Source organism: Pseudomonas sp. CM25, from assembly GCF_013179705.1.
Lineage (GTDB): Bacteria > Pseudomonadota > Gammaproteobacteria > Pseudomonadales > Pseudomonadaceae > Aquipseudomonas.
The window spans coordinates 1-13,543 of the sequence record NZ_JABMCW010000144.1 but is presented as its reverse complement, the minus strand read 5'-3'; the positions used below and the strand labels follow the sequence as shown (position 1 = coordinate 13,543).

At 59.8% G+C, this 13,543-nt stretch carries 13 protein-coding genes; 5 read left to right on the top strand and 8 right to left on the bottom strand.

Features of this window, described 5'->3' with window-relative positions:
- Together HP546_RS16130 and HP546_RS16125 are read left to right on the top strand one after the other, a co-directional pair.
- Positions 1 to 633, top strand: a 633-nt coding sequence (locus HP546_RS16130; RefSeq protein ID WP_172227332.1) for an FAD-dependent oxidoreductase, incomplete at its 5' end; no start/stop codon positions are given.
- 171 nt (positions 634 to 804) lie between these two features.
- Positions 805 to 1,257, top strand: a complete 453-nt coding sequence (locus tag HP546_RS16125) for an anti-virulence regulator CigR family protein (RefSeq protein ID WP_172227330.1) — start codon at positions 805 to 807, stop codon at positions 1,255 to 1,257.
- A 204-nt stretch (positions 1,258 to 1,461) separates the two neighbouring features.
- On the opposite strand, the gene HP546_RS16120 is transcribed toward HP546_RS16125, so the two are convergent.
- On the bottom strand, positions 1,462 to 2,334 hold the full coding sequence (locus tag HP546_RS16120; RefSeq protein WP_172227328.1) for a LysR family transcriptional regulator: 873 nt from the start codon (positions 2,332 to 2,334) through the stop codon (positions 1,462 to 1,464).
- Positions 2,335 to 2,460: 126 nt separating this feature from the next.
- On the opposite strand from HP546_RS16120, the gene HP546_RS16115 reads away from it, so the two are divergent.
- Positions 2,461 to 3,174, top strand: a complete 714-nt coding sequence (locus tag HP546_RS16115; protein ID WP_172227326.1) for an AzlC family ABC transporter permease — start codon at positions 2,461 to 2,463, stop codon at positions 3,172 to 3,174.
- Positions 3,171 to 3,491, top strand: a complete 321-nt coding sequence (locus HP546_RS16110) for an AzlD family protein (RefSeq protein ID WP_172227324.1) — start codon at positions 3,171 to 3,173, stop codon at positions 3,489 to 3,491. The genes HP546_RS16115 and HP546_RS16110 overlap by 4 nt, the downstream gene beginning before the upstream one ends.
- Positions 3,492 to 3,727: 236 nt before the next feature.
- On the opposite strand, the gene HP546_RS16105 is transcribed toward HP546_RS16110, so the two are convergent.
- A complete protein-coding gene (locus HP546_RS16105) occupies positions 3,728 to 4,597 on the bottom strand; it encodes a DMT family transporter (protein ID WP_172227322.1) in 870 nt (289 codons plus the stop codon).
- Positions 4,598 to 4,718: 121 nt separating this feature from the next.
- On the opposite strand from HP546_RS16105, the gene HP546_RS16100 reads away from it, so the two are divergent.
- A complete protein-coding gene (locus HP546_RS16100) occupies positions 4,719 to 6,101 on the top strand; it encodes a PLP-dependent aminotransferase family protein (protein ID WP_172227320.1) in 1,383 nt (460 codons plus the stop codon).
- A 480-nt stretch (positions 6,102 to 6,581) separates the two neighbouring features.
- Here HP546_RS16100 and glmS read toward each other — a convergent pair whose 3' ends face one another.
- From glmS to atpG, 6 genes are all read right to left on the bottom strand, one after another.
- Positions 6,582 to 8,417, bottom strand: a complete 1,836-nt coding sequence (gene glmS / locus HP546_RS16095; RefSeq protein WP_172227318.1) for a glutamine--fructose-6-phosphate transaminase (isomerizing) — start codon at positions 8,415 to 8,417, stop codon at positions 6,582 to 6,584.
- A gap of 2 nt (positions 8,418 to 8,419) precedes the next feature.
- The gene (locus HP546_RS16090) at positions 8,420 to 9,196 is read right to left on the bottom strand and encodes a DeoR/GlpR family DNA-binding transcription regulator (RefSeq protein WP_172227316.1); all 777 of its coding nucleotides are present in this window, start codon (positions 9,194 to 9,196) and stop codon (positions 8,420 to 8,422) included.
- A 175-nt stretch (positions 9,197 to 9,371) separates the two neighbouring features.
- Positions 9,372 to 10,739 (bottom strand): bifunctional UDP-N-acetylglucosamine diphosphorylase/glucosamine-1-phosphate N-acetyltransferase GlmU, encoded by a 1,368-nt coding sequence (glmU, locus tag HP546_RS16085; RefSeq protein WP_172227314.1) that lies wholly within the window; start codon positions 10,737 to 10,739, stop codon positions 9,372 to 9,374.
- 119 nt (positions 10,740 to 10,858) lie between these two features.
- Positions 10,859 to 11,278: a F0F1 ATP synthase subunit epsilon gene (locus HP546_RS16080; RefSeq protein WP_041167946.1), complete on the bottom strand. Its 420-nt coding sequence runs from the start codon at positions 11,276 to 11,278 to the stop codon at positions 10,859 to 10,861.
- A gap of 43 nt (positions 11,279 to 11,321) precedes the next feature.
- Positions 11,322 to 12,698 carry a F0F1 ATP synthase subunit beta gene (atpD, locus tag HP546_RS16075; protein WP_043199911.1) on the bottom strand — a complete coding sequence of 459 codons (1,377 nt, stop codon included), beginning with the start codon at positions 12,696 to 12,698 and terminating at the stop codon, positions 11,322 to 11,324.
- A gap of 27 nt (positions 12,699 to 12,725) precedes the next feature.
- Positions 12,726 to 13,543, bottom strand: an 818-nt coding sequence (gene atpG, locus HP546_RS16070; protein ID WP_218584534.1) for a F0F1 ATP synthase subunit gamma, incomplete at its 5' end; no start/stop codon positions are given.

Here is a 13,543-nt window from a genome sequence, read left to right as displayed (position 1 = left end):
GGCGGCAGCGCAGAAACACTGCAGGCCGACTACGTGCTGGTGGCGATCGGCCGTCGCCCCTACACCCAGGGCCTCAACCTTGAAAGCGTGGGCCTGGCAACCGACAAGCGCGGCATGCTCGACAACCAGCACCACCGCACTGCAGTGCCGGGTGTCTGGGTGATCGGCGACGTCACTTCCGGCCCGATGCTCGCGCACAAGGCGGAAGACGAAGCAGTGGCCTGCATCGAACGCATTGCCGGCAAGCCTCACGAGGTCAACTACAACCTCATCCCCGGCGTGATCTACACCCGCCCCGAGCTGGCAACCGTGGGCAAGACCGAAGAACAGCTCAAGGCCGAAGGGCGTGCCTACAAGGTGGGCAAGTTCCCGTTCACTGCCAACAGCCGGGCCAAGATCAACCACGAGACCGAAGGCTTCGCCAAGGTCCTGGCCGATGCCGAAACCGATGAAGTGCTGGGTGTGCACCTGGTGGGGCCAAGTGTCAGCGAGATGATTGGTGAGTTCTGCGTAGCCATGGAGTTCTCGGCTTCGGCGGAAGACATCGCCCTTACCTGCCACCCCCACCCTACTCGCTCCGAGGCGTTGCGCCAGGCAGCGATGAATGTGGACGGGATGGCGATGCAGATCTGATTCGGATTTGTCATGCGCTGGGTTCCAGCCCTTGACACGACACGGGGCCGCGCCTGCAGGGAAAGCACTTTCGCTTGCAGGCACGGCCTTGTGTAGGCACGGGGGCAATGGATTGACATTGGGGCAATCGTCTAGATTGGACAATGTACCCCCACACGAAGGAACGCTCCCATGTTCATTTTCCGCTCAATCACCGTCGGCGTTACCTGTCTCGCCCTGATCTGTGGCTCTCTGCCTGCAATGGCTGATCCCGGTAATGGCAAGGGCCAGGGAAATGCCAAAGGGAACCAGTCGCATAACCAGGATCATGGCGGCAAAGGCAAAAAGTCAGGTGAGGGTGATTGGCACGGTGGTCCGAGTATCAATCGTGCGAGCGTCCTGGGGATTGTCGATGGTTACCGGGATTACTGGAGCCCGGGGCCTGCGTTGCCGCCAGGGATTCAGAAGAACCTCGCTCGCGGCAAGCCGCTTCCGCCTGGTATCGCCAAGAAGCTCGATGGTCGACTGGTGGGCAGGTTGCCACACTATGACGGGTACGAGTGGCAGCAAGTTGGGACGGATTTGATCCTGGTGGCGCTGGCGACCGGGCTTATTTATGAAGTGCTGAATGGTGCGTTTGATTAGCTGTAAATCGGATTGATTTCCCATTGTGGGAACATGGCTTCGCCCCGTTCCCAGACTTGAACTGTGAGCCGGTGGGCCAGTTTAAACCATGCGATATAAGCCCCTTAGGCAAGCCACGAGTCTCGCTGCTGTCACGTCCTGTGCCCTAATGCTGGCAGCAGCTGGTCGGCTTAAGTACCGGCGGGGCGCTGCGCTTTTGAGTCTCTATTCGATACAAAGTGGATCGCGCAAAGCCCGCATGACCTCATCGTACATCGCATCCACAGCTCGAGAGCCCTTTGAATCCCGGCTACGTATCAACACAACTTGAATCACCGGCAGCTCAGGCAACCCTTGCCGGGTATCCACCATCTTCAAGCTCGGTGGAAGGCTGCACCGGGTTAGTACAGCAATCGCCATGCCGCTTTGCGCGGCAGCGATCTGACCACAGACATTCGGGCTGTTATAGACGACACGGTACTCACGCTGCTGAGCGTCAAGCGCTGCCAGGATCTCGCTACGCAGGCGTCCGCCCAGTTCATGCACAGCAATAGGCAGGGGACTGCACTTCCAGATTTCGTGCTGCTCGGCCGCCCCCCAAACCAGTGCCTCCTTGAACAACAGTTCTCCCCGCGAAGGTGCATCACGCGTGACCAGCGCCAGGTCGATCTCACCTCGATCAACCTTTGCCAGCAGCGCGGTAGACTCCTCGCACACCAACGTGACTTCGACCTCGCTGAAACGCGTAGCAAAGTGCCTGAGCACCGGCACCAGATAGGGCACGGCGTAGTCATCTGGAACGCCGAACGTCACTCGACCGGAAAGTGCCCCGCCATGCATCGCCAGCACCAGCGTTGAGTGGGATGCCAATAACTTGCGCGCGTGGCCCAACAGGTCGAAGCCCGCTGGCGTCAAGGACAGTTGCCGAGGCTCGCGGTTGAGCAGCGGGCGACCGATGCTGTCCTCAAGTTTCTTCAGCTGCATGCTAACGGCTGATTGCGAGCGCGATACCTGCCGCGCCGCCGCAGTCATCGAACCAGTATCGACCACTGCGACAAAAGTCCGCAGCCAGTCAATTTGCAGATCCTTGGAGTGCATAGCCAATCTTAAGCCATTCGACAATCGAATGGCCTTTATAACACTTATTCGCTTTTCTTGACCGGGAGGAAGTCCTCAGAATGGCGCCTGAACAGCGGTACAAACCTGCGGTGGTGATGAGGTGTAATGGTGTTGAGTGTCGATGCAAGCTCGGTGGAGCTGAATAGAAACAAGATATGGAACGGTTTCAAACAACTGCTGCCCATCTCCATGTTCGTGATGGTGTTTGCCATCGCCTTCGGCCTGGCCGCCGCGCAAACAGGCCTGAGCGAAGCATCAACACTGCTGATGAGCAGTTTGGTTTTCGCCGGCGCTGCGCAATTTGCCGTACTCGACCTGTGGGGGCAGCACGTTCCGGTGGTGCCATTGATCGTAACGGTGTTCGCGATCAATGCCCGGCACCTGTTGATGGGCGCGACGCTGTATCCGTGGTTGCGCGAGCTGCCACGCGCCAAGCGCTATGGGGTGATGATGGTGGTTTCGGACGCCAACTGGGCGATGTCGATGCAGGCGTTCAGTAACGGCAAGGCCGGCATGGGTCTGCTGTTCGGTGGCGGCCTTGCGCTTTGGTCGGCCTGGACGCTTGGTAGTTGGCTGGGGCTGAAATTTGGCACGGTCATCCAGGACCCGGTCAGCCTGGGCCTGGACATGGTCATGGGCTGTTTCCTGCTGGCAATGGTGCTCGGCGGCCAGAAGAACCCACGCATGCTGATCATCTGGAGTGTGGCAGCCGCTGCATCGTTAATCGCGTATACATATCTGCCTGAAAACAGCCACGTCGTCACCGGAGCCTTGGCTGGTGGCCTGCTCGGCGCCGTTTGGACGGAGAAAAAAGCATGAGCATTGATATCTCGGGATTCGGCACGCTGTACATCATTCTGATCATGGCTGTGGTCACTCTTGTGACCCGCTGGGGTGGGGTGTTCGTGATGTCGTTCGTCCCAATCAACTACAGGGTGCAGCAATTCATAAATGCCATGTCGGGCTCAGTGTTGGTAGCGGTGCTGACACCGCTGGCGGTCACGGGGGATAACGGGGCACGTGTTGCCTTGTTGACGACCGCGATCGTGATGCTCGCGCTGCGCAAGCCACTTCCCGCAATCACCGCAGGGATATTGATGGCGGCGCTGTTCAGGCAGTTCCACGTTTTCATTTAGTCTGTATTGAATCTTCACGCCGGTTCAATCTGCCTCTCCATGAATCCAACTCAACGTGAAAATTGAACAGTGAATCGCCCCTGGTTTCATAGACACCCTGAAGCCTCAATGAGGCCCAAATGGAGGTGCCATGATCCCTCAGCATTAGTGGTGAATATCCGCTATCGACCCATAGCTGCCCCGAAGGGCAGCAATCGGGCAGAAGCGGGTACTCGTCACCCGCTGGAGCCCTTGCGCTATTGGGCATATTTCCTGGCCCCGTAAACGCAGATCACCGCACACAACGTCACCACAAGCATGGTCCAGCTGACGTGCTCATGCAGCAGCAACGCTGCCAGCCCAAGCCCCATGAACGGCTGAAAGAGTTGCAGCTGGCTCACCGCCGCGACACCACCCTGGACGAGCCCCCGGTACCAGAACACAAAGCCGATCAGCATGCTGAACAGTGAAACGTAGCCCAGGCCGAGCCACCCAGGGGCACTTACCCTGGCGAACTCATCGGGAGCCGGAAGATTGACCACGGTCATCAGCAGCATCAACGGCAACGCAACCAGCAACGCCCAACTGATCACCTGCCAGCCCCCCAATGTCCGCGCCAGGCGCGCCCCTTCGGCATAACCCAAGCCACAGACCAGCACCGCCGCCAACATCAGCAGATCGCCCAGCGCCGACCCTTCGCCTGCGTTCATCCACGCATAGCCTGCCACCAGCCCGGCACCTGCCAGCGAAAACAGCCAGAACAAGGGCCGAGGCCGTTCACCACCGCGCAGCACGGCGAACCCTGCGGTACACAATGGCAAGAGCCCGACAAAAACAATGGAATGGGCCGAGGTGATGTGCTGCAGGGCCAGTGCGGTCAGTAGCGGGAAACCAATGACCACGCCGAGCGCGGTGATGGCCAAGGGCGACAGATCACCCCGCCTTGGCCGCGGCTGGCGCAGCACGATCAGAAAAAGCGCACCCAGCAGGGCGGCAATGGTGGCCCTGGCGCAGGTCAGGAACGTCGGTTCGAAATCGGCCACTGCCACTCGGGTTGCAGGCAGCGAGCCGGCAAAGATGGCGACGCCTATCAAGCCGTTGATCCACCCGCTTGTTGATTTTTTCATCGGTACGCCCTCGGTAAGCCAAGGGCCAGTACATCACCGACAGACCAGCCCGGGCCATGTACAATCCAGTACGCTTTTGCCGAACTGTTATGTATATGACTCCAGCACAGTTGAGGATGTGATGAAACGCAACGGAACCCGGATTCACGCTGTGATGGGTGAGGTCCAGTCGCGTATAGCCTCCCGAACCTACACCCCAGGGGCGAGAATCCCCTCGGTCCGCGCCATGGCCCAGGCCATGCAGGTGTCGGTGTCCACAGTGCTTGAGGCCTATGAAAGGCTGATGGCAGAAGGAGTACTCAATTCTCGCCCCGGCTCCGGCTTTTACGTAGCAGGGCCGGTGGCGCCGTTGGTGCTCACCGAACTCGGCCCCAGGCTTGATCGTGAAGTGGACCCGTTGTGGATCTCGCGCCAGTCACTTGTAACCGCCAGCGATGCCTTGAAACCGGGGTGTGGCTGGCTGCCCGCATCCTGGATGTACGAAGCGGGCATGCGCAAAGCGCTGCGAACCGTTGCCCGCGCCGAGACGCTGAAACTGACGGATTACGCCTCACCGCTCGGGCAACCGCCTCTGAGGCAATTCCTGTCAAGAAAGCTGGCCAGCGCCGGCATCGAAGCTCCGGTTGAACAGATCATGCTGACGGACTCCGGCACCCATGCCATCGACCTGATCTGCCGTTTTTTGCTGGAGCCGGGGGACACCGTGCTGGTCGACGACCCGTGCTATTTCAATTTTCACGCCCTGCTCAAAGCCCACCGGGTGAACATCGTAGGCATTCCCTACACAGCGACGGGCCCGGACATCGAGGCGTTTGGCGCGGCCCTGCTAGCGCATGCGCCGCGGTTGTACATCACTAATGCAGGCGTCCACAACCCGACCGGGGCCACCCTGTCTGCGGTCACCGCACACCGACTGCTGAAACTGGCCGACAGTTCCAGCCTGGTGATCGTGGAGGACGACATCTTCGCCGATTTCGAAAATACGCCCGCGCCACGGCTGTCGGCCTTCGATGGCCTCGCTCGGGTCATCCACATAGGCAGTTTTTCCAAAACCATCTCCGCTTCGATTCGCTGCGGCTACATCGCGGCTCGCAGTGACTGGATCGAGAGCCTGGTCGATCTCAAGATCGCCACCACGTTCGGCGGTGGTCGCTTGGCAGCAGACATCATCCATCAGGCGATTACCGACGGCGGGTACAGAAAGCACATGGAGGGTGTTCGCCTCAGGCTGGCCGAGGGTATGGACAGCACGGTCGCCAGGCTTCGCGCCATTGGCATCACGCCCTGGATGACGCCGCGCTCAGGAATGTACGTCTGGTGCCAACTCCCGCAGGGCACGGATGCCGCAGCGCTGGCCCGGGCTTGCTTGCATGAAGGAGTGCTGCTGGCGCCGGGCAATGCGTTCAGCCAGTCCATGACGGCCGGTGATTTTCTGCGTTTCAACGTTGCCCAATCGGGTGATGCGAAAATCTACGAGGTGTTGAAACGGGCGTTGAATGCTTAGTGGCCACCGGGTCATGTATGGCGGGATCGACATCGACCTGTACGAGGGGCATGACCCCGTGCACCAGCCTCGACAACCAGAACACAACGCCGATGGCTCATCTTACGGTCATATCCCGCTGCGCTGTTCGACATCGAGCAGCACAACAGCGCTGCGGCCGTCGGTACCGAGCCCTGCGGCCACCCGATGGCTGCTGCGAGCCTTCTGACTTCGGCCGTCTTTATTACATGACGGCTACGCAGGGCTTCGAAGATCTCTGCCTAGGGCTCGGCCCAATAGAGCAGCAGGTTCCTTCTCACGTATGACGGAAGAGTTTCATCAGGCAGAATCGAGAGGGGCATGTGAAAACGCCGGTACCAGGTTCACGCCGGGAGGCTGGTGAAGCCGCCCGATGAAGGGAAGCAATAGCCTCCCCTCCACCGGCGACAGTTTTAATTGTTCAACGACAGCTTTAATTCAACAAAACCACCGGCTCTCGCCTTACTCGACAGTAACCGACTTGGCCAGGTTACGCGGCTGATCCACGTCGGTGCCTTTCAGCACAGCGACGTAGTAAGACAGCAGCTGCAACGGAATGGTGTACAGGATCGGCGCCAGGGCATCGGCGATGTGCGGCACCTTGATCACGTGCGTACCTTCACCATTGGTCATACCAGCGTGCTCGTCGGCAAACACTACCAACTCGCCACCACGGGCACGTACTTCCTGCAGGTTGGATTTCAGCTTTTCCAGCAGTTCGTTGTTCGGGGCCACGGTAACCACCGGCATGTCGTTATCCACCAGTGCCAGCGGGCCATGCTTCAGCTCGCCTGCCGGGTAGGCTTCGGCGTGGATGTAGGAGATTTCCTTGAGCTTGAGCGCACCCTCCATCGCGACCGGGTACTGCGCACCACGGCCAAGGAACAGGGTGTGGTGCTTGTCGGCAAACAGCTCGGCAATTTTCTCGACGGTGGCGTCCATGGCCAGGGCTTCGCCCAGACGGGTCGGCAGGCGGCGCAGTTCTTCCACCAGCTCGGCTTCGACGCCGGCATCCAGGGTACCGCGCACCCGGCCAAGGGCCAGCGTCAGCAGCATCAGTGAAACCAGCTGGGTGGTGAAGGCTTTGGTGGAAGCCACGCCGATTTCCGGGCCGGCCAGGGTCAGCAGGGTCAGGTCCGACTCACGTACCAACGAGCTGATGCCCACGTTGCAGATTGCCAGGCTGCCCAGGAAACCCAGCTCCTTGGCGTTACGCAAAGCGGCCAGGGTGTCGGCGGTTTCGCCGGACTGCGAGATGGAGACGAACAGGGTGTCCGGCTGCACCACCACCTTGCGGTAGCGGAACTCGCTGGCTACCTCGACCTGGCATGGGATACCCGCCAGGCTTTCCAGCCAGTAGCGAGCTACCATGCCCGCGTGGTAGCTGGTGCCGCACGCAACGATCTGTACATTCCGTACCTTGCCAAACAGCTCGGCGGCCTGCGGTCCGAAGGCCTGGACCAAGACGTGGTCAGTGCCCAGACGGCCTTCCAGGGTGCGCTGCACCACGCTTGGCTGCTCATGGATTTCCTTGAGCATGAAGTGACGGTAAGTGCCCTTGTCAGCAGCTTCGGCACCTTCGTGGTACTGCACGGTTTCGCGCTGAACCTTGTCGCCCTGCACGTCCCAGATGGAAACCTGGTCACGGCGGATTTCGGCGATGTCGCCTTCTTCCAGGTACATGAAGCGGTCGGTGACCTGGCGCAGGGCCAGTTGGTCGGAGGCCAGGAAGTTCTCGCCCAGGCCCAGGCCGATGACCAGCGGGCTGCCGCTGCGGGCTGCAACAAGGCGGTCAGGCTGCTTGGCGCTGATCAACGCCAGGCCGTAGGCACCATGCAGGCGCTTGACCGCAGCCTTCAGGGCATCGGTCAGGTCAGGGATGGTTTTCAGGGTGTGGTGAATCAGGTGGACGATCACTTCGGTATCGGTCTGCGAGGTGAAGGCGTAGCCCAGCGCCTTCAGCTCTTCGCGCAGCTCCTCGTGGTTCTCGATGATGCCATTGTGCACAACGGCCACTTCACTCGCCGAGAAGTGCGGGTGTGCATTGCCTTCGGTTGGCGCACCGTGGGTAGCCCAACGGGTGTGGGCGATGCCCAGCTGGCCTGCCAACGGGTCTGCTGCAACAGCTGCTTCCAGCTCGCTGACCTTGCCGATGCGGCGGCGGCGCTGCAGTTCACCGTTCTGGGTGAGCACTGCCAGGCCAGCGCTGTCGTACCCGCGGTACTCGAGACGCTTGAGGCCTTCGATCAGGATGGCTGTGATATTACGCTCGGCGACGGCGCCAACGATTCCACACATGTTTATTGCTCCTGGCTGATCGCGGCGCAGATCAGGTTGACGCCACGGGCTTGAATTTGTTCGCGTGCCGCTGCGGGCAGGCGTTCGTCTGTAATCAGAGTGTGCACGCTGCTCCACGGCAGCTCGAGGTTGGGGATCTTGCGCCCTACCTTGTCGGACTCCACCATCACGATCACTTCACGGGCTACCTCGGCCATGACCCGACTGAGCCCAAGCAGCTCGTTGAAGGTGGTGGTACCGCGGCCGAGGTCGATGCCATCGGCACCGATGAACAGCTGGTCGAAATCGTAAGAGCGTAATACCTGCTCGGCCACCTGGCCCTGGAACGACTCGGAATGCGGGTCCCAGGTACCGCCGGTCATCAGCAGCACCGGTTCGTGTTCCAGGTCGCAGATGGCACGGGCCACGTTAAGCGAATTGGTCATCACCACCAGGCCGGGCTGGCGCCCCAGCTCCGGGATCATGGCCGCCGTGGTACTGCCGCTGTCGATGATGATCCGTGCATGTTCGCGGATGCGCCCGACAGCTGCCCGGGCGATGGCTTTTTTATAGGAAGAGACAGGCTGAGCGGGCTCACCGAGCAGCTCTTGCGGGACAGGCACCGCACCACCATAGCGCCTCAGCAGCAGGCCGTTGGTTTCCAGGGCGGCGAGGTCTTTGCGGATGGTCACTTCCGACGTTTCGAAACGCTTGGCCAACGCGTCCACGCTCACCTCGCCCTGCTCGCTGAGCAAAGCCAGAATGTTGTGCCGTCGTTGTGGGGTGTTTCGTTTCGACATGAGCGCTTAAGTTTCGTTTCGAAAGATAATGGTTGCAATCAAAACCTAAGATGAGCGTTTCGTCAAGCTGTGGATAAATCTTTCAGCTGCTCGGAATTACACCAGGAATCTCTACCCACAAAAAAGCCGACCTATTCTCATAGGTCGGCTTTGAGTAGAAACAGCTGTGTATAACTCAGCTCTTCTTGAGCTTCTCCGGCCGCTTCCAGCCTTCGATATTGCGCTGGCGCGCACGACCTACAGCCAACTCCCCGGCTTTCACTGTCTGGGTGATGGTCGAACCGGCAGCGGTAGTCGCCCCCGCCTGGATATCCACAGGCGCCACCAGGGAATTGTTCGAGCCGATGAACACATCTTCGCCCATCACGGTCTTGAACTTGTTGGCACCATCGTAATTGCAGGTGATGGTGCCGGCACCGATATTGGTGCGCGCACCGATTTCTGCATCGCCCAGATAGCTCAGGTGACCAGCCTTGGCCCCCTCACCCAGGTGCGCATTCTTCAGTTCGACAAAGTTACCCACATGGGCCTTGGCGTCCAGCACGCTGCCCGGGCGCAAGCGGGCGAACGGCCCCGCATCGCTGCCCTCGCCCATCACCGCGCCTTCGAGGTGGCTGTTGGCCTTGACCACCGCCCCTTTGCGCAGGGTGGTGTTCTTGATTACGCAGTTAGGGCCGATCTGGACATCGTCCTCGATGACCACTTTGCCTTCGAGGATAACGTTGATGTCGATCAGCACATCGCGACCAACGGTGACTTCACCGCGCACATCGAAGCGTGCAGGGTCGCGCAGGGTGACACCTTGCGCCATCAGTCGACGGCCTTCGCGCAGCTGGTAATGGCGCTCCAGCTCGGAAAGCTGGCGCCGGTCATTGGCGCCCTGCACTTCCATCGCATCATGTGGCTGCTCGGTGGCAACCACCAGGCCATCGGCTACAGCCATGGCAATGATGTCAGTCAGGTAATACTCACCCTGGGCATTGTTGTTCGACAGGCGACTCATCCAATCGGCAAGGCGTGCGGCCGGGAGGGCGAGAATACCGGTGTTGCCTTCCTTGATGGCTTTCTGCGCGTCGGTGGCGTCCTTGTGCTCGACGATTGCAGTCACCATGCCTTGCTCGTCACGGACGATACGGCCATAACCGGTCGGGTCATCGAGGGTCACCGTGAGCAGGCCCAGCTGCTTGTCGTTGGCCTTGGCCAGCAGACGCTGCAGTGTTTCCACTTCAATCAACGGCACATCGCCGTACAGTACCAGCACGGTGTCCGCGGAGATTGCCGGCAGCGCCTGGGCAACTGCGTGGCCGGTGCCCAGCTGCTTGTCCTGCATGACGAAATTCAGGTCGTCAGCAGTCAGGCGCTCGCGAACCAGCTCGGCACCGTGGCCAATCACCACATGAATACCTTGCGGCTGCAGTTGGCGCGCGCTGTGGATAACATGGCCAAGCATCGAGTTGCCGGCTACCGGATGCAGCACTTTGGGCAGCGCCGAACGCATGCGAGTGCCTTGGCCGGCGGCGAGAATAACGATATCGAGTGACATTACTGGCTACCAATCCTGGGCGGTCAGTGAAATGACCGGGGGGAAAACGGAAAAAGAAAAAGGGTAGCCGAGGCTACCCTTTTACTCAATCACAACAGCAGTCATCAGCCCTGGGCTGATTACTTGCCTTTGCGCATTTGCTGGACAGTACGCAGCTGGGCTGCGGCCTCGGCCAGACGTGCGGCGGCGGCGCTGTAGTCGAAGTCCGCACCTTTCAGATTCAGGGCGTTCTCGGCAGCCTTGAGGGCTTCCTGAGCCTGCGCTTCATCCAGGTCTGCAGCACGTTGCACGGTATCGGCAAGCACCTTGACCATGTTCGGCTGAACCTCGAGGAAACCACCAGAGATGTAGAACACCTCTTGGGCGCCACCCTGCTTGGTCAGCGTGATCGGACCTGGCTTCAGATTGGTGATCAGCGGCGCGTGGCCTGGAGCGATACCAAGATCACCCAGGTTACCGTGCGCAACCACCATCTCGACCAGACCGGAGAAAATTTCTCCTTCCGCGCTGACGATATCGCAATGGACTGTCATAGCCATCTGCTTGCCTCAACCTGATAGCGCCCCTTGCGGGGCGCAGGAATTACAGTTTCTTGGCTTTCTCGATCGCTTCGTCGATGCTGCCGACCATGTAGAACGCTTGTTCTGGCAGGTGGTCGTAGTCACCTTTGAGGATGCCGCTGAAGCCAGCGATGGTGTCTTTCAGGGAAACGTACTTGCCTGGCGAACCGGTGAAGACTTCGGCCACGAAGAACGGCTGCGACAGGAAGCGCTGGATCTTACGAGCGCGGGCTACCAGTTGCTTGTCGGTCTCGGACAGTTCGTCCATACCCAGGATCGCAATGATGTCCTTCAGCTCTTTATAGCGCTGCAGAACATACTGAACGCCACGAGCGGTGTCGTAGTGCTCATTGCCGATCACGTTCGGGTCCAGCTGGCGCGAAGTCGAGTCCAGTGGATCGACCGCTGGGTAGATACCCAGGGAGGCGATGTCACGAGACAGAACGACGGTGGCGTCCAAGTGGGCGAAGGTGGTCGCTGGCGACGGGTCGGTCAAGTCGTCCGCAGGAACGTATACGGCCTGAACGGAGGTGATCGAACCTTCCTTGGTGGAGGTGATGCGCTCTTGCAGAACGCCCATCTCTTCAGCCAGGGTCGGCTGGTAACCTACTGCCGAAGGCATACGGCCCAGCAGTGCGGATACTTCGGTACCGGCCAGGGTGTAACGATAGATGTTGTCGACGAACAGCAGAACGTCGTTACCTTCGTCACGGAACTTCTCGGCCATGGTCAGTCCGGTCAGCGCTACGCGCAGACGGTTTCCTGGTGGCTCGTTCATCTGACCGTAGACCAGCGCTACCTTGTCGAGAACGTTGGAGTCCTTCATCTCGTGGTAGAAGTCGTTACCCTCACGAGTACGCTCACCCACACCAGCGAACACGGAGTAACCGCTGTGTTCCATGGCGATGTTACGGATCAGTTCCATCATGTTTACGGTCTTGCCGACACCGGCACCACCGAACAGGCCAACCTTACCACCCTTGGCGAACGGGCAAACCAGGTCGATAACCTTGATGCCGGTTTCCAGCAGGTCGTTGCCGCCTGCCTGGTCAGCGAACGAAGGCGCTGGCTGGTGGATACCGCGACGCTCTTCTTCACCGATCGGGCCGGCTTCGTCGATCGGGTTGCCCAGTACGTCCATGATACGGCCCAGGGTGGCCTTACCAACAGGAACGGAAATGGCAGCACCGGTGTCGACGACATCCAGACCGCGCTTCAGGCCTTCGGTCGAGCCCATGGCAATGGTACGAACCACGCCGTCGCCCAGCTGCTGCTGAACTTCGAGGGTGGTTTCCGCGCCTTGTACTTTCAGCGCGTTGTATACACTCGGTACGCCGTCACGTGGGAATTCCACGTCGATGACGGCGCCGATGATTTGAACGATACGTCCGCTACTCATAGCTGGATCCTCTGAATATGTGAACCGTTAAACCGCGGCAGCGCCGCCGACGATTTCCGAGATCTCCTGGGTGATCGCAGCCTGACGCGCCTTGTTGTAGATCAATTGCAGCTCTTTGATCAAATCACCGGCGTTGTCTGTGGCGTTTTTCATGGCGATCATCCGGGCCGCTTGTTCAGCAGCGTTGTTCTCGACCACCGCCTGGTACACCTGCGACTCCACGTAACGCACCATCAAGCCGTCCAGCAGCTCTTTTGCGTCGGGTTCGTACAGGTAGTCCCAGTGGTGCTTGAGTTCCTGATCCGGGGTTGCCACCAACGGTACCAATTGCTCGACCGTCGGTTGTTGGGTCATGGTGTTGATGAACTTGTTCGAAACCACCGAGAGGCGATCGATACGGCCATCGAGGTAGGCGTCCAGCATCACTTTGACGGAGCCGATCAGATCATTGATCGATGGCTCTTCGCCCAAGTGGCTGATCGCGGCTACGACGTTGCCGCCAAAGATGCGGAAGAAAGTCGCACCCTTGCTGCCGATCACGCACAGGTCGATTTCAACGCCCTGTTCGCGGTTTGCGCTCATGTCCTTGACCAAGGCCTTGAACAGGTTGGTATTCAAGCCACCGCACAGACCACGGTCACTGCTCACCACGATATAACCGGCGCGCTTTACAGGGCGCTCGATCATGAATGGGTGGCGGTATTCCGGGTTGGCGTTGGCCAGATGACCGATCACCTGGCGGATACGCTCCGCGTAAGGACGGCTAGCAGCCATGCGCATTTGTGCCCTGCGCATCTTGCTGACCGCCACTTTCTCCATGGCGCTGGTAATTTTTTGCGTGCTTT

Excerpts from the sequence above, each read along its gene's own strand:
- HP546_RS16125 (WP_172227330.1), top strand. The coding sequence starts at position 805 with ATGTTCATTTTCCGCTCAATCACCGTCGGCGTTACCTGTCTCGCCCTG.
- HP546_RS16080 (WP_041167946.1), bottom strand. The coding sequence starts at position 11,278 with ATGGCTATGACAGTCCATTGCGATATCGTCAGCGCGGAAGGAGAAATT.
- HP546_RS16105 (WP_172227322.1), bottom strand. The coding sequence starts at position 4,597 with ATGAAAAAATCAACAAGCGGGTGGATCAACGGCTTGATAGGCGTCGCC.
- HP546_RS16115 (WP_172227326.1), top strand. The coding sequence starts at position 2,461 with ATGGTGTTGAGTGTCGATGCAAGCTCGGTGGAGCTGAATAGAAACAAG.
- glmU (WP_172227314.1), bottom strand. The coding sequence starts at position 10,739 with ATGTCACTCGATATCGTTATTCTCGCCGCCGGCCAAGGCACTCGCATG.
- HP546_RS16100 (WP_172227320.1), top strand. The coding sequence starts at position 4,719 with ATGAAACGCAACGGAACCCGGATTCACGCTGTGATGGGTGAGGTCCAG.
- glmS (WP_172227318.1), bottom strand. The coding sequence starts at position 8,417 with ATGTGTGGAATCGTTGGCGCCGTCGCCGAGCGTAATATCACAGCCATC.
- HP546_RS16120 (WP_172227328.1), bottom strand. The coding sequence starts at position 2,334 with ATGCACTCCAAGGATCTGCAAATTGACTGGCTGCGGACTTTTGTCGCA.
- atpD (WP_043199911.1), bottom strand. The coding sequence starts at position 12,698 with ATGAGTAGCGGACGTATCGTTCAAATCATCGGCGCCGTCATCGACGTG.
- HP546_RS16110 (WP_172227324.1), top strand. The coding sequence starts at position 3,171 with ATGAGCATTGATATCTCGGGATTCGGCACGCTGTACATCATTCTGATC.
- HP546_RS16090 (WP_172227316.1), bottom strand. The coding sequence starts at position 9,196 with ATGTCGAAACGAAACACCCCACAACGACGGCACAACATTCTGGCTTTG.